The organism is Buttiauxella ferragutiae, assembly GCF_022637515.1.
In the GTDB taxonomy this organism is placed as follows: domain Bacteria; phylum Pseudomonadota; class Gammaproteobacteria; order Enterobacterales; family Enterobacteriaceae; genus Buttiauxella; species Buttiauxella ferragutiae.
In genome coordinates this window covers 2,560,786-2,583,382 of sequence record NZ_CP093332.1, presented here as the reverse complement: position 1 = coordinate 2,583,382, position 22,597 = coordinate 2,560,786, and the positions used below count along the sequence as shown (strand labels likewise).

The 22,597-nt window shown below is 49.3% G+C and carries 19 protein-coding genes; 14 read left to right on the top strand and 5 right to left on the bottom strand.

Annotated elements, in window-relative coordinates:
- Positions 1-92 precede the first annotated feature (92 nt).
- The 6 genes from pspF to sapF all read left to right on the top strand — a co-directional run bounded on the left by pspF (position 93) and on the right by sapF (position 6,520).
- A complete protein-coding gene (pspF, locus tag MNO13_RS11910; RefSeq protein ID WP_232885818.1) occupies positions 93-1,070 on the top strand; it encodes a phage shock protein operon transcriptional activator in 978 nt (325 codons plus the stop codon).
- Between the two features lie 159 nt (positions 1,071-1,229).
- The gene (gene sapA / locus MNO13_RS11905; protein ID WP_064546414.1) at positions 1,230-2,882 is read left to right on the top strand and encodes an ABC transporter substrate-binding protein SapA; all 1,653 of its coding nucleotides are present in this window, start codon (positions 1,230-1,232) and stop codon (positions 2,880-2,882) included.
- Positions 2,879-3,844, top strand: coding sequence for a putrescine export ABC transporter permease SapB (gene sapB, locus MNO13_RS11900; RefSeq protein ID WP_064546413.1), 966 nt, complete (start codon positions 2,879-2,881; stop codon positions 3,842-3,844). The genes sapA and sapB overlap by 4 nt, the downstream gene beginning before the upstream one ends.
- The gene (sapC, locus tag MNO13_RS11895; RefSeq protein ID WP_232885817.1) at positions 3,831-4,721 is read left to right on the top strand and encodes a putrescine export ABC transporter permease SapC; all 891 of its coding nucleotides are present in this window, start codon (positions 3,831-3,833) and stop codon (positions 4,719-4,721) included. Before sapB ends, sapC begins: the two co-directional genes overlap by 14 nt.
- A complete protein-coding gene (gene sapD, locus MNO13_RS11890; RefSeq protein WP_064546409.1) occupies positions 4,722-5,714 on the top strand; it encodes a putrescine export ABC transporter ATP-binding protein SapD in 993 nt (330 codons plus the stop codon).
- Complete coding sequence (gene sapF / locus MNO13_RS11885; protein ID WP_064546407.1) at positions 5,714-6,520, top strand: putrescine export ABC transporter ATP-binding protein SapF; 807 nt, start codon at positions 5,714-5,716, stop codon at positions 6,518-6,520. Before sapD ends, sapF begins: the two co-directional genes overlap by 1 nt.
- 107 nt (positions 6,521-6,627) lie before the next feature.
- Here the strand turns inward: sapF and MNO13_RS11880 are convergent, their stop codons facing one another.
- Both MNO13_RS11880 and MNO13_RS11875 read right to left on the bottom strand, forming a co-directional pair.
- Positions 6,628-7,965, bottom strand: coding sequence for a carbohydrate porin (locus MNO13_RS11880; RefSeq protein ID WP_241940030.1), 1,338 nt, complete (start codon positions 7,963-7,965; stop codon positions 6,628-6,630).
- A gap of 509 nt (positions 7,966-8,474) precedes the next feature.
- Positions 8,475-8,885, bottom strand: a complete 411-nt coding sequence (locus tag MNO13_RS11875; RefSeq protein ID WP_208856726.1) for an SRPBCC family protein — start codon at positions 8,883-8,885, stop codon at positions 8,475-8,477.
- A 246-nt stretch (positions 8,886-9,131) separates the two neighbouring features.
- On the opposite strand from MNO13_RS11875, the gene fabI reads away from it, so the two are divergent.
- The 4 genes from fabI to pdeR all read left to right on the top strand — a co-directional run bounded on the left by fabI (position 9,132) and on the right by pdeR (position 15,613).
- Positions 9,132-9,923, top strand: coding sequence for an enoyl-ACP reductase FabI (fabI, locus tag MNO13_RS11870; protein ID WP_241940029.1), 792 nt, complete (start codon positions 9,132-9,134; stop codon positions 9,921-9,923).
- Between the two features lie 200 nt (positions 9,924-10,123).
- Positions 10,124-11,284 (top strand): CMD domain-containing protein, encoded by a 1,161-nt coding sequence (locus MNO13_RS11865; protein ID WP_133521536.1) that lies wholly within the window; start codon positions 10,124-10,126, stop codon positions 11,282-11,284.
- Positions 11,285-11,385: 101 nt separating this feature from the next.
- A complete protein-coding gene (locus MNO13_RS11860) occupies positions 11,386-13,320 on the top strand; it encodes an exoribonuclease II (RefSeq protein ID WP_232885815.1) in 1,935 nt (644 codons plus the stop codon).
- 301 nt (positions 13,321-13,621) lie between these two features.
- A complete protein-coding gene (pdeR, locus tag MNO13_RS11855; RefSeq protein ID WP_064546397.1) occupies positions 13,622-15,613 on the top strand; it encodes a cyclic di-GMP phosphodiesterase in 1,992 nt (663 codons plus the stop codon).
- A 65-nt stretch (positions 15,614-15,678) separates the two neighbouring features.
- Here the strand turns inward: pdeR and MNO13_RS11850 are convergent, their stop codons facing one another.
- Positions 15,679-16,062: a carboxymuconolactone decarboxylase family protein gene (locus MNO13_RS11850; RefSeq protein ID WP_241940028.1), complete on the bottom strand. Its 384-nt coding sequence runs from the start codon at positions 16,060-16,062 to the stop codon at positions 15,679-15,681.
- Between the two features lie 87 nt (positions 16,063-16,149).
- Here MNO13_RS11850 and MNO13_RS11845 point away from each other — a divergent pair, with 87 nt between their 5' ends.
- Entirely contained in the window at positions 16,150-17,076 is a 927-nt protein-coding gene (locus MNO13_RS11845; RefSeq protein WP_241940027.1) for a LysR family transcriptional regulator, read from the top strand.
- Between the two features lie 48 nt (positions 17,077-17,124).
- Here the strand turns inward: MNO13_RS11845 and MNO13_RS11840 are convergent, their stop codons facing one another.
- The gene (locus MNO13_RS11840) at positions 17,125-17,994 is read right to left on the bottom strand and encodes a crotonase/enoyl-CoA hydratase family protein (protein WP_064546391.1); all 870 of its coding nucleotides are present in this window, start codon (positions 17,992-17,994) and stop codon (positions 17,125-17,127) included.
- Between the two features lie 217 nt (positions 17,995-18,211).
- Here MNO13_RS11840 and yciZ point away from each other — a divergent pair, with 217 nt between their 5' ends.
- The gene (gene yciZ / locus MNO13_RS11835) at positions 18,212-18,394 is read left to right on the top strand and encodes a protein YciZ/DeoL (protein WP_064546389.1); all 183 of its coding nucleotides are present in this window, start codon (positions 18,212-18,214) and stop codon (positions 18,392-18,394) included.
- Positions 18,395-18,422: 28 nt separating this feature from the next.
- Here yciZ and fsa read toward each other — a convergent pair whose 3' ends face one another.
- Positions 18,423-19,085 (bottom strand): fructose-6-phosphate aldolase, encoded by a 663-nt coding sequence (gene fsa / locus MNO13_RS11830; protein WP_064546384.1) that lies wholly within the window; start codon positions 19,083-19,085, stop codon positions 18,423-18,425.
- A 132-nt stretch (positions 19,086-19,217) separates the two neighbouring features.
- On the opposite strand from fsa, the gene MNO13_RS11825 reads away from it, so the two are divergent.
- Both MNO13_RS11825 and MNO13_RS11820 read left to right on the top strand, forming a co-directional pair.
- Positions 19,218-20,117: a glycyl-radical enzyme activating protein gene (locus tag MNO13_RS11825; RefSeq protein ID WP_241940026.1), complete on the top strand. Its 900-nt coding sequence runs from the start codon at positions 19,218-19,220 to the stop codon at positions 20,115-20,117.
- A 4-nt stretch (positions 20,118-20,121) separates the two neighbouring features.
- A complete protein-coding gene (locus MNO13_RS11820) occupies positions 20,122-22,554 on the top strand; it encodes a formate C-acetyltransferase/glycerol dehydratase family glycyl radical enzyme (RefSeq protein WP_241940025.1) in 2,433 nt (810 codons plus the stop codon).
- Positions 22,555-22,597: the final 43 nt, after the last annotated feature.

Sequence of the window (22,597 nt, the reverse complement as noted above, 5' to 3'; positions counted from 1 at the left end):
ATTTTATTGATTTTAATAGAAATGATTAAATTTGACTCGCTACCCACAACGTATATAGTGGTTAAATTCACTAACTATTGGTTAATTTAATCATGGCAGATAGCAAAGATAACCTGATCGGCGAGGCAAACAGTTTCCTTGAAGTGCTGGAGCAAGTCTCCCGTCTGGCTCCGCTGGAAAAACCGGTGTTAGTGATTGGCGAACGCGGCACCGGCAAAGAGCTAATTGCTAACCGTCTACACTTCCTGTCGCGTCGTTGGCAAGGGCCGTTTATTTCACTTAACTGCGCCGCGCTGAATGATAACTTGCTCGACTCTGAGCTTTTTGGACATGAAGCTGGCGCTTTTACCGGCGCGCAAAAACGCCATCCGGGACGTTTTGAACGAGCCGATGGCGGCACGTTGTTTCTGGATGAACTGGCGACCGCGCCGATGATGGTGCAGGAAAAATTGCTGCGCGTAGTCGAGTATGGCGAACTGGAGCGTGTCGGCGGTAGCCAACCGTTGCAAGTCAATGTACGGCTGGTTTGTGCCACTAATGCTGATCTGCCTAAACTTGCCGAAGAGGGTAAATTCCGCGCCGATTTACTTGATCGCCTTGCCTTTGATGTGGTCAAACTGCCCCCGCTGCGCGAGCGCCAGCCCGATATCATGTTAATGGCCGAGCATTTTGCCATTCAAATGTGCCGAGAGTTACAGCTTCCCCTATTCCCGGGGTTTACTGAGCAAGCACAGCTAACGCTGCTTAATTACGGCTGGCCTGGCAATATTCGGGAATTAAAAAATGTGGTAGAGCGTTCGATGTATCGCCACGGTACCAGCGATGAGCCCGTTGATGAAGTGATCCTCGATCCGTTTGCGCGGCAGTCGGTTGCTGTGCAGTATCACGATGAAACACTACCCACATTACCGATGGATTTGCGTGGTTGGCAAAATCAGCAGGAAAAGGAGTTACTGGAAAAAAGCTTACAACAGGCGAAATATAACCAGCGCAAGGCCGCCGATTTACTGGGGCTGACTTACCATCAATTACGTGCACTGCTTAAAAAGCACGACGTTGTTCAACCTTAATAAGGAGCAGCTTTGCCATCAAAACGCTGTAAAAAACAACATCGCCCGGCCTTTTTTACCGGCATTGATTATAAAAAAAGCAAAATAGCCTGACATATTTTGGGAAGCCCTCAAGAGTACGATACACTTTGGCTATCACCCGTGAAAACTCAAAAACTTATGCGCGCAATTGTATCTTCCCTGTTACTGGCAGTGAGCTGCCTGAGTGGCGTAGCTTTTGCTGCACCGCCAGCTGAAACACCTGTCCAAAAACCAGCAGATATCCGTAACAGCGGATTTGTTTATTGTGTCAGCGGTCAGGTCAATACCTTTAATCCGCAGATGGCGAGCGGTGGTTTGACTGTCGACACCCTTGCCGCACAGTTATATGACCGATTATTGGATGTCGATCCATATACTTACCGCCTGGTGTCCGAGTTAGCAGAAAGCTGGGAAGTGCTGGATAACGGTGCCACTTACCGCTTCCATTTACGCCCAAACGTGCAGTTCCAGACCACTCCGTGGTTTAAACCTACTCGCGCACTCAATGCCGATGATGTGGTATTCAGTTTCCAGCGTGTTTTTAATCGCGACCACCCATGGCACAACGTCAATGGGGGTAACTACCCTTATTTTGACAGCCTCCAGTTCCCAGACGCGGTAAAAAGCATCCGTAAACTGGATAACAATACCGTTGAGTTCCGCCTTGAGAAACCTGATGCGTCGTTCCTGTGGCACATGGCGACTCACTACGCATCCGTCATGTCTGCGGAATACGCAGCGCAACTGACCAAAGCCGATCGAAAAGAGATGATGGATCGCGAACCTGTTGGCACCGGGCCATTCCAGGTGAGCGAATTTCGTTCCGGACAATATATTCGCCTGGCTCGTCACCCTAAGTTCTGGCGCGGTGTACCATTAATGCCGCAGGTAGTGTTGGACTTGGGTTCTGGGGGCACAGGACGTTTATCTAAACTGATCACCGGGGAATGTGATGTTCTCGCCTATCCTGCCGCCAGTCAGTTGACCATATTGCGTGATGACCCGCGTTTGCGTCTGACTTTACGTCCAGGCATGAACATTGCCTATCTGGCTTTCAATACCAATAAAGCGCCATTGAATAATCCTGAAGTGCGCCATGCGCTGGCGCTGGCGATTAATAACCAGCGTCTGATGCAATCTATTTATTACGGCACTGCTGAAACTGCTGCGTCTATTTTGCCCCGTGCATCATGGGCTTATGACAGCGATTCCAAAATCACCGAATACAATCCCGCCAAAGCTCGTCAGCAGTTAAAAGCTCTGGGGCTTAACAATCTGGAATTGCGCTTGTGGGTGCCAACCAGTTCACAGGCATGGAACCCGAGTCCGTTGAAAACCGCAGAGCTTATTCAGGCAGATATGGCTCAAATTGGCGTGAAAGTCATTATCGTGCCAGTCGAAGGCCGCTTTCAGGAAGCGCGTTTGATGGACATGAACCACGATCTCACGCTGGCAGGTTGGGCGACTGACAGTAACGACCCGGATAGCTTCTTCCGCCCAATGCTAAGTTGCGCGGCGATTCGTTCACAGACCAACTATGCTCGCTGGTGTGATCCTAAATTTGATGAAGTCCTGCAAAAAGCGTTGTCTTCTCAAGAACTGGCATCACGTATTGAGGCTTATCGTGAAGCGCAGGATATTCTCGCCCAACAATTGCCGGTATTACCGCTGGCATCATCGCTGCGCCTGCAAGCCTATCGCTACGACATTAAAGGCCTGGTGCTAAGTCCGTTTGGTAACGCATCGTTTGCGGGCGTATCCCGTGAAAATGTTGAGGTGAAAAAACCATGATCATCTATACCCTGCGCCGCCTGCTGCTGTTGCTGGTGACGCTGTTTTTTCTGACACTTATTGGCTTTAGCCTCAACTACTTTACCCCGCACGCACCATTACAAGGCGCGTCGCTGTGGAACGCGTGGGTGTTCTGGTTTGAAAGTATTCTGGACTGGGACTTTGGCGTATCGAGCATTAATGGTCAGTCGATTAACGAACAGTTGAGCCTGGTCTTCCCGGCTACGATGGAGCTCTGTTTGCTCGCTTTCGGCCTGGCTTTGCTCATCGGTATTCCGGTGGGGATGCTGGCTGGTATCATGCACAACAAATGGCAGGACAGGCTGATCAGTGCGCTGGCTCTGGTTGGCTTTTCGATTCCCGTATTCTGGTTTGCACTATTACTGACGATGTTTTTCTCACTGACGTTAGGCTGGCTGCCAGTCTCAGGGCGTTTCGATTTACTCTATGAAGTGAAGTCTGTCACCGGTTTTGCATTAGTTGACGCCTGGTTGTCGGACTCGCCATATCGTGACGAGATGATTATGAGTGCCATCCGCCATATGATTTTGCCGGTCGTGACGCTTGCAGTCGCCCCCACCACCGAGGTGGTGCGTTTAATGCGCATCAGCACCATTGACGTATTCGACCAAAATTACATTAAAGCGGCCGCCACTCGCGGATTATCGCGCCTGACAATCCTGCATCGACACGTATTACATAATGCGCTGCCACCGGTTATCCCCCGTCTCGGCTTACAATTTTCAACCATGTTAACGCTGGCGATGATCACCGAAGTGGTGTTCAGCTGGCCGGGGCTTGGGCGTTGGCTGATAAATGCCATTCGTCAACAAGACTATACGGCCATCTCTGCTGGCGTGATGGTCATCGGTTCATTGGTTATCATCGTGAATGTTATCTCCGATATTTTGGGTGCTATGGCTAACCCACTGACACATAAGGAATGGTATGCCTTACGATAGCGTCTATCGCGAGAAACGCCCGCCGAGCACACTGCGACTGACCTGGCGAAAATTTTACGGCGACACCACAGCGATGATTGGCCTGTATGGCTGTGGGGCGCTGGTGCTGTTGTGTGTATTCGGTAGCGTTTTTGCACCTTATGGCATCGACCAGCAATTCCTGGGTTATCAGTTGTTACCGCCGTCCTGGTCACGCTATGGCGACGTGTCGTTCTTCCTGGGAACTGATGACCTTGGGCGCGATGTATTAAGCCGTTTATTAAGCGGTGCCGCGCCGACGGTCGGTGGCGCGTTTGTTGTGACGTTGGCTGCCGCTGTATTCGGCATTGTTTTGGGTGTTTTTGCTGGTTCGACTCATGGGCTGCGCTCTGCGGTGATGAACCACATTCTCGATACATTGCTGTCGATTCCTACCCTATTGCTGGCAATCATTGTGGTGGCGTTTGTCGGCCCACATCTGATTCACGCCATGTTTGCAGTCTGGCTGGCGCTGCTGCCGCGCATGGTACGTTCAGTCTATAGCGCCGTACATGACGAGCTGGAAAAAGATTACGTGGTTGCCGCTCGTCTGGATGGCGCATCAACGCTTAATATTCTGTGGTTCGCGGTGATGCCTAATACCGCCGCCATTCTGATTACAGAAATCACCCGTGCGTTGTCGATGGCCATTCTGGATATTGCTGCGCTAGGTTTTCTCGATTTGGGTGCACAGCTTCCGTCGCCGGAATGGGGCGCAATGCTGGGTGATGCACTGGAGCTGATTTATGTGGCTCCGTGGACCGTCATGTTGCCCGGAGGGGCTATCATGGTAAGTGTACTTCTGGTCAACCTGCTGGGCGACGGACTACGCCGCGCAATAAATGCGGGGGTGCAATAAATGCCATTACTTGATATCCGAAATCTGACCATCGAGTTTATGACCTCCGAAGGTTGGGTCAAAGCCGTCGACCGTGTCAGTATGACCCTCAACGAAGGGGAAATTCGCGGCCTGGTGGGTGAATCAGGCTCGGGCAAGAGCCTGATTGCAAAAGCCATTTGCGGTGTCACAAAGGACAACTGGCGCGTCACGGCAGACCGTATGCGTTTTGATGATATTGATTTGTTACGGCTGAGCGGACGAGAGCGCCGACGTCTGGTTGGCCATAACGTTTCGATGATCTTCCAGGAACCCCAATCTTGCCTTGATCCCTCAGAGCGCGTGGGTCGCCAGCTGATGCAAAATATCCCGGGCTGGACCTTTAAGGGTCGCTGGTGGAAACGTTTTGGCTGGCGTAAACGTCGCGCCATCGAACTGTTGCATCGCGTCGGGATTAAAGATCACAAAGATGCGATGCGCAGTTATCCCTACGAACTGACGGACGGTGAATGCCAGAAAGTCATGATTGCCATTGCGCTGGCAAACCAGCCGCGTTTGTTGATTGCCGATGAGCCGACAAATGCCATGGAACCCACCACGCAATTGCAGATTTTCAAATTACTGACACGTTTGAATCAGTACAACAACACGACGATTTTGCTGATAAGCCACGACTTGCAGATGTTGAGCCAGTGGGCGGATAAAATTAACGTGATGTACTGTGGGCAAACCGTGGAAAGCGCAACCAGTGAAGAGCTGATTGCCACGCCGCATCACCCTTATACTCAGGCGCTTATCCGGGCGATCCCTGACTTTGGCAGCTCAATGCCGCATAAAAGCCGCCTGAATACCATGCCCGGCGCTATCCCGTTACTGGAACACTTGCCGATGGGCTGCCGACTCGGGCCACGTTGCCCTTATGCACAACGTGAGTGTATCGAAACGCCACGCCTGACCGGGGCAAAAACACATCTTTATGCCTGCCACTTCCCGCTGAATATGGAGAGTCAGTAATGGTCGAAACGCTGCTCGAAGTCCGCAATTTAAGTAAAACGTTTCGTTACCGAACTGGCCTGTTCCGTCGTCAGCACGTTGACGCGGTAAAACCATTGAGTTTCACTTTGCGTGAAAAGCAAACGCTGGCAATCATTGGCGAAAATGGCTCAGGTAAATCCACGCTGGCAAAAATGCTCGCAGGAATGATTGAGCCAACGACAGGTGAAGTGTTGATTGACGACCATTTGCTGCATTACGGCGACTATACCTACCGTAGCCAGCATATTCGTATGATTTTCCAGGATCCCAGTACTTCGCTGAATCCTCGCCAACGCATTTCGCAGATTCTTGATTTCCCACTGCGCCTGAATACTAACCTTGAGCCGGAAGCGCGCCATAAGCAGATTATCGAGACTCTCAGAATGGTCGGGTTGCTACCCGACCACGCCAGTTATTACCCCCACATGCTCGCCCCAGGGCAAAAGCAGCGTTTGGGTTTGGCCCGCGCATTAATTTTGCGTCCGAAAGTCATTATTGCCGATGAAGCGCTGGCGTCACTTGATATGTCAATGCGTTCGCAGCTCATTAACCTGATGCTGGAATTGCAGGAAAAACAGGGAATTGCCTACATCTACGTGACTCAGCACATTGGCATGATGAAACATATCAGCGACCAGGTGATGGTGTTACACCAGGGTGAAGTTGTGGAACGCGGTAGTACAGCCGATGTTCTCGCCTCCCCGCTCCACGATTTGACTAAGCGCCTGATTGCCAGCCACTTTGGCGAAGCGCTGACGGCCGATGCGTGGCGCAAAGATCGGTAAAGTTATCCCAAACCAGGCTATTAATTGAAGTGTATTTATGAGCGTATGACGCGATATTGCGGGCAACTGCAGAATTTTCTACGTTGCCCGCGGTTCAAATATTCTTTTTACCAGAATACATTAGCCTGCAGACCAACCGCCCATGTGTCGCTGGAATGGCCGTTTTCAAAGGCGTTTCCAGTATCATCCCAGTTATCGGTGCTGCTATCAAAATAACTGGCGAACAGACGTAGTTCAGGCTTGTCTCGACCGAAGGATAACGCCTGAGCGACGGTGTACTTCGAACCACTACGTTCATAGTTTGTGCCATCCACCGTTTTCTCATCATCGAAGTAACCTAGCTCAACATAGGTGCGGGTATAGTCCGACCAGTGATAGGTAACTTTGGCACTGGCGGAAACTGTTGTACCATCCCCTTTTTTGCCATCCCACCGCTCAATATCGTTGGCAGCTGCATAATTGATGGCATGACTCAGATCCCAGTCTTCAGCCAGTGGAATTACGCCATAGTTACGCATTGCCCATCCGTTACCACTTTTCACTGTGCCATTCAATGTATCAGCGGCGCCGAAGGTGACCCCTTGCAGAGCTGAACCATCCGCATAATATTGCACCACGGTATTGTTGATACCCTTCTCAAAGACCTGCTGCTGCAACATAACCATAGCGGTCTGACCGTCAGAATAATCATGGTTGTTATGCTGAATTTGCTCATCACTGGCATCAGCATTGAGGTACTTATAGCCCACAGCCAGGCTAGCGCCACGCCACAATGGCTGACTGTCATACATCAATTCCAGTTGGTTGGAATCGACTAAATCATCAATATCTACACTGTCGAGATCACCATCAGCTCCCATTGAATTATCTTCTTCAATATCACGATGCAGCGCGGCTATTGACAATTTCCCTTGCCCTACCGACATTTTTTCAATACCGCCGCCAACATTTGTCTTATTCCAGAAGAAATAATCGTTAGCATCGATGCTGTATTTATTGTACTGGCGAATACCGACCCATGTTGTTTCATCAAACCCCATGAAGTTACGGAACTGCATATTCAGATTCTCCCAGCCAAATGGGTTATCCCCATTATTACTGTTAGAGTCGCCATCATACATATTAATCATGGTCTGTATGTAAACAGATTGGCTACCTGTATTATATAACTCTTTACCAAAGCCAATTTCGGCATAGGTATCAAATTCGTTACCAAGACGACCTAGTTTATTTTTCTGGAAACTACCACCGACAGCTTCGTTCATCGAACCACTTTCTCCACCGGCAATCCCTGAGCGAAAATAGCCAAAGAAATCAATACCTGAAAGTGGATCTGTGAAAGCTACGCTTTTAGATGCAGGCTCCGCAGCCTCACTTGCAAATACAACTGAGGGGAGTACTGAAAGTCCTACGGACACAGCAAGGGGTAAGAGTTTTATCTTCATTATATTTCTTCCTGAATTAAAATAATCAATGCAAAGTTAGAGCAACTCCAGAATAACAACAGGCATGGAAAATACATCACACAAGCCACAGAACGAGTGCCTGTTATTAAAATTAGCAATATCAAATTATTTTTACACTATATCCCTCAGCAGGATAAATAAGCCACAACAAAACCATTGAGATTTATTCAAAAATAAATTTCACTAGTTATAATAGTTTTGTGAGCAGCGTAACGAAAATAGGATTTTATTAGATGCAGGTCTCATAAAACGAATGGGGGAATACTGTCTATTTAGACAGCCAGGACAAATTTATTAAATCTGCGAATGTGAAGTATTTTAACCATCGTGTATTTACAATATATAAATCCATTTGCATCACTGCATTATAATTAGCGGGTTAACTTATTTTTGCAAAATGATTGAACACGGCTCAATTGATGTACTCCTATCCACCCTACAACCGCATTGTGCAAGGCGGATAAGTGAAGATGTCAGCCTTTTAAACGTTATGTTTTTGCTTCCACATAACGTGCAAAATTATCCAGAATAGCCTGCCAACCGCTCTTTTGATGCTCGACGGGATATTGCCCATCAGGATCGAATTCCAGACGAACGTCGACACCCTTATCTGCTGGAGTAAACTCCACCTTCGCTTCACGATCGCCAAACTTATATTCTATTAATTTATGCGGCACGATGCGGGTGTAGACACCTGCAAAATCAAATCCCATGCTGCCGTCTTTGGCTTCCATCCGAAATGAGAATGGCCCGCCTTCCCGAAAATCTACCGCTGCAGTCGGCGTATGCCAGTCCGGTGATGCCGTATTCCACTGTTTGATGGCTTCCGGGTCGATATAAGCCTGCCAAACCTTCTCAACAGGTGCATCTACCTGCGTTTCGACATTTATCTTCATCATTACGCTCTCAGTTAGTGACCAGTGAACAAAAAATATCCTCTAAAGCGTAGTACGTGAATCATGGTCTGGCTGTTCCGACCTCTGGTGACGTGATAGCCAGTCAGCCTGGGCGGTAAAAATAAGGTGACACAACTGCAGTGGAGTGGGATATAATTTCACTTTCGTGTTGAAAAATTGTGACTAACTAATCGTAATTTGATGATTTTAAAGTCATAAAATTAGCAGAAACTATAAGGATTCAAAGCTATGGGTTTTCTTACCGGTAAGCGCATTCTGATCACTGGCGTCGCCAGTAAACTCTCCATTGCCTACGGTATCGCACAGGCGATGCACCGCGAAGGTGCTGAACTGGCTTTCACTTACCAGAATGAAAAACTGAAAGGCCGTGTTGAAGGCTTTGCAGCCGATCTGGGTTCAAGCCTGGTCCTGCCGTGTGACGTGGCTGAAGATGCAAGCATCGATGCAATGTTTGTCGAGCTGGCTAAAACCTGGCCGAAGTTTGACGGTTTCGTTCACTCTATCGGTTTCGCACCAGGCGACCAGTTAGATGGCGACTACGTGAATGCAGTTACCCGTGAAGGCTTCAAAATCGCTCATGACATCAGCTCTTACAGCTTTGTCGCAATGGCAAAAGTATGTCGCGAAATGCTCAATCCAGGTTCTGCTCTGCTGACTCTGTCTTACCTGGGTGCTGAGCGTGCAATCCCTAACTACAACGTTATGGGTCTGGCTAAAGCATCTCTGGAAGCAAACGTGCGCTACATGGCAAACGCGATGGGTCCAGAAGGTGTACGTGTTAACGCCATTTCTGCAGGTCCAATCCGTACTCTGGCAGCATCTGGTATTAAAGATTTCCGTAAAATGCTGTCACATTGCGAAGCGGTTACTCCGATTCGTCGTACTGTGACCATTGAAGATGTGGGTAACTCCGCAGCGTTTCTGTGTTCAGACTTGTCTGCCGGTGTTTCCGGTGAAGTTCTGCACGTTGACGGCGGTTTCAGCATCGCTGCCATGAACGAACTGGAACTGAAAGACTAATTCGGTTCATATGGGGTGGGCTGCCGCCTGCCCCATAAACTCCCTCGCCTCGCCCCCACTTTACTTCCATATACCTTTCCGATATTTATTATCACCGATCATTCTTTTGTCGCCTCACGTGGTTAAGCCAGGATAAAGCAGCAAATCAGGCCTTCAGGTGTTTCACCCGGGCTTGTAAACTCTTTGACCAAGGAACGACCATGGAACAACGCCGAATCTCTGGCAAAGGCCACTGGTATCATGAAACACAGTCCAGCCGCAGCGACGCCGCCGTATTACCGTTAGTTCCCGAGGCCGCTTACCTCGAAAACCGTTTTTTACTCGATCTAGAATTGAGTACCGAGCAACATGCATCCGAAGCAGCCTGGCTTTCTGTCGCCCTCAAGGGCGCGACATGTTTACTGCCTGAAAACAGCCCTGTCACCCGTTTACACACGCTCAGTTGTTATGACAGGTTGAGCACCGCGCTGACTGTCGCGCAAGTGTATGGCGTACAACGGCTGTGCAATCATTACGCCGCACGCCTTGCACCACAACCCGGGCCAGACTCCTCCCGCGAGAGCAATCGCCGCTTGACACAAATTACTCAGTACGCCCGCCAGTTGGCCAGCCAGCCCACCTTGATTGATGATAATTCTCGCCAGCAACTCGATGAAGTCGCTCTATCAGTAAATGACATAGTGACATTTAACCAATTGATTGGGTTTATCGGTTTTCAGGCTCGTGTGATTGCCGTCTTTCAGGCGCTTCAGGGTCTACCTGTGCGTTGGCTTCCTGGGCTTGATACCCAACAAGATGCCAGCGCGAATTTGTTCCTTGATGGCGATAAATCCTGGCAACCTGATTTACCCCCTGTCGAGCAACGTTACGCGAACACGCAACAGCTCGATGTTTTGAACCTGAGCCAGTCACAAAGCGTTTTAAACCCGATTGGCTGGCTGCTGGCGCACGATGCTGAACCGCTTTCTGTGCTGAGTCAGCTTATCAGCCTGTTACTCCCGCCCGATGGAGAAATCGGTGACGATCTCGTGCTGGTGAACCTGCTGACGGCACGCATTAATGGAAGCGTCAGTTGCTTTAGTCATGCGACTGCTCATTGGCATGCAGAAAATGGTTTACCCGAAGCGATACGCAATGGAGAACGGGCGCTACAGGCCTGGAGCCACAATCATCCTCGGGAGCGCGCGATCATACAGGCTGTTCGCGTATTAACTCGAGCACCAGGCAGCTTCAGTGCCGCCCAGCTTCAACCCTTATTTGAACAAGGTTTTAGCAACGATGATGCGTTGCGATTACTGGTGATTTCAGGGCTGTATGGCTGGTTGAATCGACTGAAAATTGGGTTGGGAAATGCCAGCTAGACATTGTATATCCCACGTTTTTACGGCAATCATCGCTTGCCGCAATGAGTGGTTTCGCGTAAAACTGTCAGCCGCTCTTTTGGCCACGAAAACTAAAATACATGTTCCAGGATAACCCGCTGCTCGCGCAGCTTAAACAGCAACTGCATTCCCAAACTCCACGCGTTGAAGGCGTGGTTAAAGGCACGGAAAAAGGCTTTGGCTTCCTCGAAGTGGATTCCCAGAAAAGTTACTTTATTCCGCCTCCGCAGATGAAAAAAGTGATGCACGGTGACCGCGTGAGCGCGGTGATTCATACCGACAAGGACCGCGAAACCGCTGAGCCAGAAGAGCTTATCGAACCGTTCCTCAGCCGGTTTGTTGGCCGTATACAACGTAAAGACGACCGCCTGTCTATCGTGCCGGATCATCCGTTACTACGTGACGCGATTCAGTGTCGTGCGGATCGTAACGTGACGCATGATTTCCAGAATGGCGACTGGGCCGTAGCTGAAATGAAGCGCCACCCGCTGAAAGGCGATCGCGCTTTTTACGCTGAATTAACGCAGTTCATTACCTTCGGCGACGATCATCTTGCCCCGTGGTGGGTGACACTGTCGCGCCACAATCTGGAACGCGAAGCACCTAACGGTGTGTCGACTGAAATGTTAGATGAAGGCCTGGTGCGTGAAGATTTAACCGCCCTTGATTTCGTCACCATTGATAGCGCCAGCACGGAAGATATGGATGATGCGCTGTACGTTGAAGAACTGGCCGACGGCAAATTGCAACTGACGGTTGCCATTGCTGACCCTACCGCCTGGATTGCTGAAGGCAGCAAGCTTGACGGCATCGCCAAAGTTCGCGCATTCACCAACTACCTGCCGGGCTTTAACATCCCGATGCTGCCACGTGAATTATCTGATGACCTGTGTTCATTACGTGCCAACGTCACGCGCCCGGTTGTCGCTTGCCGCATGGTTATCGCGCAAGACGGCAGTATCGATGAAGGCATTAATTTCTTCGTCGCCACCATCGAATCTAAAGCCAAACTGGCCTATGAAGATGTATCCGACTGGCTGGAAGAAAAAGGCGACTGGCAGCCGCCAGGTGACGCCATTGCCAAACAAATCCGTTTGCTGGAACGCGTTTGTCTGAGCCGCGCTGAATGGCGTCGTACGCATGCACTGGTGTTCAAAGATCGCCCTGATTACCGCTTTGTATTAGGTGAAAAAGGCGAAGTATTGGATATCGTCGCTGAGTCGCGTCGTATTGCGAACCGCATCGTTGAAGAAGCCATGATTGCCGCCAACGTCTGTGCAGCCATTGTATTGCGTGAAAAGCTCGGTTTTGGCGTTTATAACGTCCATACCGGTTTTGACCCAGCTAACATTGATCAGCTCGCAAACATGTTGCAAGGCCACGGTCTGGAAGTTGACGCCCAGGAAGTGCTGACGTTGAACGGCTTCTGTAAACTGCGCCGTGAGCTTGATGCACAACCAACCAGTTTCCTTGATAGCCGTATTCGTCGTTACCAGTCATTTGCTGAAATCAGCACTGAACCTGGTCCGCATTACGGTCTTGGCCTCGAAGCTTACGCCACCTGGACTTCACCGATTCGTAAATACGGCGATATGATCAACCATCGTCTGTTAAAGGCGATCATCAAGGGTGAAACCGCAACGCGTCCGCAAGATGAGATCACGGTACAGATGGCGGAGCGCCGTCGCCTGAACCGTATGGCAGAACGCGATGTCGGCGACTGGTTATATGCGCGCTTCCTGCAAGATAAAGCGGGAACCGACACACGCTTTGCAGCTGAAATCATTGATGTCAGCCGTGGCGGGATGCGTGTACGCCTGATTGAAAACGGCGCGGTAGCCTTCATCCCTGCGCCATTCATTCACTCTGTTCGTGATGAAATGGTGTGCAGCCAGGAGCTTGGTACAGTGCAAATTAAAGGTGAAGTCGCCTTTAAAGTGACTGACGTTATCGATGTAACTATCGCCGAAGTGCGTATGGAAACGCGTAGCGTGATTGCCCGTCCAGCAATTTAAACGCAAGTTTAAAAATCTTCCTAAAAAGCTGAACCTTGTGTTCAGCTTTTTTATTGGAACTTTTCCACCGACAACTGGATTTCGGGAAATAGTAACAATGGGGAAATGATTAGAGTTGTAACACTTTTTTTACTTGCGTTGTCTCCCGAAAAACTGCCAATCTAGCGCCGAAGATTCAGATTTCTCACATCTTCTGCAAAAACAATGTCTTTTACAGACAGTTGTCGCTTTGAGATCGGTTTTATATTGCTAATATAAATATCAGACTGACACGATATGTCGGCCCGGTTCAGGAGAGAGCATGAAAGACGATTTGGAGCAGAATCTGCTCTACCGTTATTTAGGGACAACCAGCCCATATTGGCGTTTGCCAACCGACAGCAATGCGCTGCAATTAGCAGCCAGCGAAGATTCAGATGTGAGTCAGGTCATCGCTTTGGATCCCGAACAGGCAGAGCAAATCCGCCAAATGACGGTGATTACCTCAAGCGTAACCATGTCAATTTCTTTGTTTGGCAGCGAAGTTTCTGTCCATCTGGTAGGACGAAAAGTATCAAAAAAGGAGTGGGCCGGTACGGCCTCAGCATGGAATGATACCCCTTCTGTTGCGCGTGATTTAGTGCAAGGCCTCTCTTTTGCAGAACAGGTGGTTTCTGAGGCAAACTCGGTGATCGTCATTCTCGACCGATTAGGGAATATTCAGCGCTTCAATCGCCTGAGTGAAGAATATACCGGTCTTAAAGAACAAGATGTCATTGGCCAAAACGTCTTTAAATTATTCATGAGCCGTAGTGAAGCCGCCGCATCCAAACGCAATATTAGCGGTTTCTTTCTCAACGGAAACTCTTACGAAGTCGAACGCTGGATAAAAACCCGCAAAGGACAGCGGCTATTTTTGTTTCGCAATAAATTCGTCCACAGTGGCAGTGGCAAGAACGAAATCTATCTGATTTGTTCTGGTACCGACATTACCGAAGAACGCCGCGCACAAGAACGCCTGCGAGTGCTGGCAAATACCGATACGATTACCGGCCTCCCCAATCGCAATGCAATTAATGACCTCATCACTGCCGCTATCGATAATCGCGGTGAAACTCAGGCTGGCATCGTTTATCTGGACCTCGATAACTTTAAAAAAGTGAACGATGCTTATGGCCATATGTTTGGCGATCAGCTTTTGCAGGCGGTGTCGTTAGCGATTTTGAGTTGTCTTGATGATGGGCAAATTCTGGCGCGCCTTGGGGGGGATGAGTTTATTGTTCTGGCTACTGACACTTCGCAAGCCACTCTGGAAGCGATGTCGTCGCGAATTTTAACCCGCCTGAAGCAACCTTTCCGTATCGGGTTAATTGAAGTTTACACCGGTTGTTCGTTAGGTATTTCACTGGCTCCCCAGCATGGTGAAGACCGGGAAAGCGTTATTCGCAACGCAGATACCGCGATGTATACCGCAAAAGAGAGTGGGCGCGGCAAGTTCTGTGTCTTCTCACCGGAAATGAATCAGCGGGTCTTTGAATACTTGTGGCTCGATACCAACTTACGTAAAGCGCTGGAAAACGATCAGCTGGTTATTCACTACCAGCCGAAAATGACCTGGCGCGGCGAAGTCAGAAGCCTGGAGGCGTTGGTTCGCTGGCAATCGCCAGAGCGTGGTTTGATTCCACCACTGGACTTCATTTCCTATGCAGAAGAGTCCGGTTTGATTGTTCCGCTTGGCCGCTGGGTAATGTTGAGCGTGGTTCAACAGGTGGCGAAATGGCGCGATAAAGGTATCAACTTACGCGTCGCGGTGAACGTGTCTGCACGTCAGTTAGCAGACCAAACAATCTTTAGCGATTTGAAGCAAGCACTCAAAGATCTCAACTTTGAGTACTGCCCTATCGATGTCGAACTCACAGAAAGCTGCTTGATTGAAAACGAAGAGTTAGCCCTTTCGGTGATTCAGCAGTTCAGTCGTCTTGGTGCCCAGGTGCATTTGGATGACTTTGGAACGGGTTATTCCTCGCTTTCTCAACTCGCTCGTTTCCCGATTGATGCCATTAAACTCGACCAAAGTTTCGTGCGCGATATTCATAAGCAATCAGTTTCCCAGTCGCTAGTGCGTGCCATCGTTGCAGTGGCGCAGGCTTTGAATTTGCAGGTGATTGCTGAAGGGGTGGAAAACCAAAAAGAAGATGCCTTTCTGACTAAGAATGGTGTCAACGAACGGCAAGGTTATCTGTTTGCGAAACCCATGCCCGCAGCCGTATTCGAACGTTGGTTAAAACGTTATCAAGCCAGAACTGCACGTTAACTGATTTATCAAACAGATAAGTGCCATATCATCCACCTGATATGGCACTTAATAGTGCAGCATAGTTAGTGTTGGTTAGCCCTTTGAGCAAAAACCTCTTTTGCGGCAAACAGCCCGTTAAGTGCGCATGGGAAACCGGCATACACCGCCATTTGCATCATCACTTCAACAATTTCTTGCTCTGAATTGCCAACATTTAATGCCCCTTGAATATGCACTTTGAGCTGTGGTGTCGCATTGCCAAGCGCTGTCAGTGCTGCAACCACCGCAATCTCTCTGGATTTCAAATCGAGACCTGGGCGTGAGTAAATATCACCGAAGGGGAACTCAATCAGCAGTTTTGCGAAATCTGGTGCAATGTCGCTCAAGCTGTTAATGACATTTTCACCTGCATTTCCATCAACTTCTTTTAATTTTGCAAGACCACGTAAGTAGCGTTCGTTTTCCATTTTTTAATCCTTTCAGTTATGGGATGAACGCACTCTAAATTTTCCGCAGCACAGTATCCAATACCCTTTTTGTGATACCTTTTCGGTATGAATGATGCAATCGATCTGCGACAACTTCGTTATTTTCTGGCAGTGAGTGAAGAACTCAATTTCAGCCGTGCTGCGTTACGCCTGCATATTTCGCAACCGCCTTTAAGCCGACAGATCCGCCAACTGGAAGAGCAGCTTGGCGTACAATTATTTCTACGCAGTAAAACTGGGGTGACACTTACCGAGGCGGGTGCAGCATTTTTGCCGGAAGTAAAACTGACTTTGTTGCAGGCTGAAAAAGCGATTGCGGTTGCCCGTGCGTCGAAAGGTCAGGATGGTGGAAGGTTTGTTATCGGCTACACCACAGTGTTCGAACGCAGCATTATCCCTAATGTAACAAATGAATTGACCCAACGTTTTCCAGACTGGCACATCCTCTCAAAGGGAAACTATTCCGTTAATCTGATTCGTGAAGTGCAAAATGGCACGATGGATGCCGCGTTCGTTGGTTTGCACTCCGATACCCAAGATCTGGCTGTCGAAAAAATCATAAATGACCCGTTAGTCGTGGCTATACCCCAGCATCATCGACTTGCAGCGAAACGTAGCTTAAGTTTCGACGACCTTCGTGGCGAACCGATATTCTGGTTCGAAAGGCGTATGAATCCTGGTTTTTATGATCATTGTCAGGCGTTTTTCCAGCGCATCAATTTCAAACTTAATGTGATCCCTGAGCCAGCAGATCATCACATCATGCTGGGGCTAATTGCCGAGGGAAACGGGATCGCGCTAGTTCCTGCATCATTGCAATGTATCAAGCGGCAAGGCGTGGTTTTTCGTAAGTTGAGGGAAGAATCTCATCACCTGACGATGGGCATCGCTGTCGTCTGGTCCAGGGAAAATCAGTCGCCTGTTCTGAAAACGTTTCTTGAACAGGTTCATTGTTCCCCTGAACCGCGCAGCAAAAAGAAGACGCCATTCTGAAGAACAGCGCCAACCAACGGCAGAGCCGTATTACAATACTCTTAAACCTTAACTCGCTTTACGCAATACCGTTGCAGTATGGCGGTTTTGCAACTGCACCAGTCTTTCCATATAAGCAATATCCTTAGCTTCGAGGCAGAATGCGGCATCCACCCAGTCTTCAGTGATATCCATTAATTCCGAGCGAGGTAACTGGAGGACACGTTGACGGGCGCGCAACATTGCCCGAACACCATTTAGCTTAGGCTGCAAGGTATCGATAAAGGTTCGCGTCGCAAGGTAACCCTGGCCCGGTTCAAATAATTCATCCACCAGGCCAAATTGCTGATGCCACTCAGCGGTATGTGACTCCCCTTTATAAATCAGCTCCTCAGCCAGTTTCATACCAGAGCGACGGGCAACCAGCGAATACGCTCCCATTCCAGGGAACAGGTTAAAGGCGATTTCCGGGAACCCCATGCGCGCATCCCGTTGTGCCAGGACAAAATGGTGCGCAAGTGCGGCTTCAAACCCGCCTCCTAATGCACTCCCTTCGACCATTGCAAGGCTAATCGCTCCACTATCAAAACCGCGGGAAGCTGCATGGACGCAGTCCACACAAGCGCGAGCATAAGCACGAAGTGCTTCACGACGGCCTTGCTGAATTGATTCAACAAAGAAGCCCAAATCGCCCCCCGTGTTATACATGCCTTGCACCAATGAGCCGGTCACCCAAAAATCAACGACAAAACCCTCCTGCTGCACCAGATACCGCAGGTTCATGATTTCTTCGATTAATTTATGGTTGAAACAAGGGCGAGGTTGGGCTCGTAACATCATCCATACAGTGCGTCGTTCTACTTCATAATAGCCAGACAATTGAGTGAATCGAGTAGTGTCCGTGAACAATTTGCAAGTTGGCTGGTTAATGACTGTCATTATCTTATCCTCATGTTATGAAAGCGCGTTACACGCAGGATCAGACTAATCCACTACTGCATTGGTATGAATGTATTGGAGTATTTAATAATTATTACTTATGTATTATTCGATAATTGATTGATGGATAAGAGTAAAAAAGCGCCTTAGCACCTTCTCTTTTGAGGGCTTTTTTTGCATTATGACGGTAACTTTTTCCCGAAAAACAGGATGCACTATGCCGACAGTGGACCCTCTGCAACTCGCAAAGCGTATTGATACCGTGCTGGATATTTTAGTGGGAGGCGATCATACGTCAGCCATTAATAACCTGGAGATTTTGAAAGCTGAATTGCTACTCATCGCAAATGGTGATGAACAAAAAGAAAGCGACTTAAAAAAGTCGCCCTGGGAGATTTGATCTGCTGCCGGCGAAAACCGGCACAGTTTTACAAGCTCAGTGAACCAAACGCCCCTTGCCAGTCCTTTTCGAATGTTGCAATCGCTGCATTCACCGCAGGCGTTGTCAGCAATTGCTCAGTGACATCAACCGGTAACGTAATCGCTTCACAACCCGCCAACAGACAAGACATAGCCTGATGCGGCGTACGGAAACTGGCAGCCAGAACTTTCGATTGTGGTGCATGAAGCGTCAGCAATTGCTGTAAGTCCTGCACCATTTGAATACCATCGCCACCCTGTGCGTCCAGGCGGTTCACATACGGTGCGACATATTCTGCACCTGCCAGCGCTGCCAGTAAGCCTTGCGCGGCACCATAAACCGCTGTCCCGAGTGTTGGGATGCCCAGTGCTTTTAATTGCTTCATTGCCGCCAGGCCTTCGACTGTGGTTGGAACTTTTACCACCAGACCCGGAACGCGCTTCACCAACAACTCGGCTTCTTTCACCATGTCATCAGCTTGTGCGGCAATGACTTGAGCAAATAATTTGCCTTCGCCACCCAGCGCATCCTGCAACGCGGGCAACACTTCCCAAAGGGAAATGCCCGCTTTAGCTACAATTGATGGGTTGGTAGTCACGCCCTGCAAAGGCAAAACACGCGCTAAGCGTTTCACTGCGGCAACGTCAGCAGTATCTAAATACAGTTCCATAAACTCTCCAGATTTGTCGAATATCTCATTGCTTACATCATAACGTCACTGTCTGTTCCTTTGCTGATCGAAATCAATAAAACTTTCATTCGAAAGTAATCTAATTTACGAACAGAAGATAAAGGCGGGCTTATGCTATTTAATATCCAACGTTACTCAACACATGATGGTCCAGGTATCCGCACCGTGGTGTTCCTGAAAGGCTGCTCCTTAGGCTGCCGCTGGTGCCAGAATCCTGAAAGCCGTGCACGCAGTCAAGACGTTCTGTTTGATGAGCGCCTATGTCTTGCAGGCTGTGAGTTATGCTCACAAGCGGCTCCCCACGCTATCAGCCGTGTTGACGACTCGTTGGTTATCGCACGTGAGAAATTGTTGGATGACGATATGGGCGCTCTGGCCGACTGCTGCCCCACTCAAGCATTAAGCGTGTGCGGTGAGACACAGAGTGTTGATGCCATCATGCAGAAAGTCTTACGTGATAAACCGTTCTACGAACGCAGCGGTGGCGGCATTACGCTTTCCGGTGGCGAACCTTTTATGCAGCCTGATATTGCTGAGCAACTGCTGCGAAAAAGCAAAGAAGCGGGGATTCATACCGCTGTTGAATCTTGCTTGCATGTACCCTGGAAATATATCGAACCGACGCTCGAACATCTCGATTTGCTGCTGGCGGATCTCAAACATGTTGACGCGAAGCGTTTCAAACAATGGACCGATGGCAGCGCCGAACGCGTGCTGGATAACTTCCGCAAGCTGGCGGCACGCAATGTCGAAATGACGATACGGGTGCCATTAATCCCTGACTTTAATGCTGATGAGCAATCTATTCGTGCCATCTGCGATTTTGCCGCCGATGAAATTGGCGTCAAAGCGATTCACTTTTTGCCTTACCACACTTTAGGTATTAACAAATACAAGCTCCTGAATCTTCCTTATACGGCCGCGCACCAACCGCTTGATGCGCCAGAACTGCTGCAATTTGCTGAGCAGTACGCAAGCCAAAAAGGGATGACCGCCTGGATAAGAGGATAAACCGATGACCCAACTGAATCTGAACACCTTAAGCCAACGCATCAAAGATCATAAAGAAGCGTTGATTCATATCGTTAAGCCGCCGGTTTGTACTGAGCGCGCACAACACTATACGGCGATTTATCAGCAACATCAGGACAAGCCATTACCCGTGCGCCGCGCCCTCGCCCTCGCCCATCACCTTGCTGAACGTACTATCTGGATTAAGCATGATGAGCTGATTGTCGGGAACCAGGCAAGCCATGTGCGCGGTGCACCATTTTTTCCTGAATATACGGTAGGTTGGATCGAAACCGAGATCGATGAACTGGGCGACCGCCCTGGCGCTGGCTTCTCGATTTCAGATGCAGATAAAGCGGTAATGCACGAAATTTGCCCCTGGTGGCGCGGCCAGACGGTACAAGATCGCTGCTACGGAATGTTCACCGACGAGCAAAAAGAGTTGCTGGCAACCGGGATTATCAAAGCCGAAGGCAATATGACCTCTGGCGATGCGCACCTGGCGGTCAACTTCCCGCTGTTGCTGGAACTAGGTATTGATGGTTTACGTGCCAAAGTCGCTGAACGCCGCTCACGCCTGCATCTCACCGACTGGGAAGATTTGCATAAAGAACAGTTCCTGAAAGCTATCGATATTACGTTTGTCGCGTTAAGCGATCATATTCAGCGTTTTGCGGTGCTTACTAAAGAATTGGCGGCCAGCGAAAAACGTGTTGCACGCCGTGACGAGTTACTGGCCATGGCCGAAAACTGCGAGCTGATTGCCCACCAAAAACCGACCTCGTTCTGGCAGGCTTTGCAATTAAGTTACTTCGTGCAGTTAGTCTTGCAGATTGAATCTAACGGTCACTCCGTTTCGTTTGGTCGCCTGGACCAGTTTCTGTATCCGTGGTATCGCCGCGATGTTGAACTTGAGCAAACTTTGGGCCGTGACCAGGCTATCGAGTTGCTGCAAAGCTGCTGGCTGAAGTTGCTCGAAGTTAACAAGATTCGTTCAGGTTCCCACTCGAAAGCATCTGCTGGTAGCCCGCTATACCAAAACGTGACCATTGGTGGCCAAACGCTAGTAAATGGTGAGGCCGTAGACGCGGTAAACCCACTCTCTTACGCCATTCTTGAATCATGCGGCCAGTTACGTTCAACACAGCCAAACTTGAGTGTGCGCTACCACGCAGGGATGAGTAATGACTTCCTCGACGCTTGCGTGCAGGTGATTCGCTGTGGTTTCGGGATGCCAGCGTTTAACAACGATGAAATCGTCATTGAAGAATTTATCAAACTGGGCGTCAGCCGCGAAGATGCTTATGATTATGCCGCTATCGGCTGTATCGAAACGGCGGTTGGTGGCAAGTGGGGTTATCGTTGCACAGGCATGAGTTTCATTAACTTCGCGCGGGTGATGTTGGCGGCGCTGGAACATGGGCGCGATGCAACCAGCGGTAAAATCTTCCTGCCACAACAACATGCGCTCTCAGCAGGCAACTTCACCCAGTTTGATCAGGTGATGAACGCCTGGGATACACAGATTCGCTATTACACTCAGAAATCCATCGAAATCGAATGTGTTGTTGATACCGTTCTGGAAGAAAATGCCCACGATATTCTTTGCTCTGCACTGGTTGATGACTGTATCGAACGCGGTAAGAGCATTAAGCAAGGCGGCGCTAAGTATGACTGGGTTTCAGGTCTGCAAGTCGGTATCGCCAACCTTGGCAACAGCCTTGCTGCGGTGAAAAAACTGGTGTTCGAACAAGGTGTCATTGGCCAGCAACAATTAGCCGAAGCGCTGGCAAATGATTTTGACGGTTTGACGGGTGAGCAACTGCGCCAACGCCTGATTAACAATGCGCCAAAATATGGTAACGATGAAGACGATGTCGATTTACTGCTGGCGCGCGCTTATCAGACGTACATTGATGAGCTAAAGCAGTATCACAATACTCGTTTTGGCCGCGGGCCTATCGGCGGGACATATTACGCAGGGACCTCTTCAATTTCTGCAAACGTGCCGTTTGGTGCTGCAACCATGGCAACACCAGATGGACGCAAAGCGACAACACCGCTGGCTGAAGGAGCAAGCCCCGCTTCAGGAACCGACCGCCTTGGGCCAACAGCCGTAATCAGTTCAGTGGGCAAATTGCCAACCAGTGAAATTCTGGGCGGTGTGCTACTGAATCAGAAACTGAATCCGGCGACACTGGATAACCCACGTGACCGTGAAAAGTTGATGATTATGCTGCGGACTTTCTTCGAAGAGCATAAAGGCTGGCATGTACAATACAACATTGTTTCCCGTGAAACCCTGTTAGATGCCAAACAACATCCTGATAAGTATCGCGATCTGGTGGTTCGTGTAGCAGGTTATTCTGCTTTCTTTACCGCCTTATCTCCGGACGCTCAGGATGATATTATAGCCCGCACAGAACACACACTTTAATAATCCAGGCGGTGCTTTATGCACCGCCCAAAATTTGGCTGAC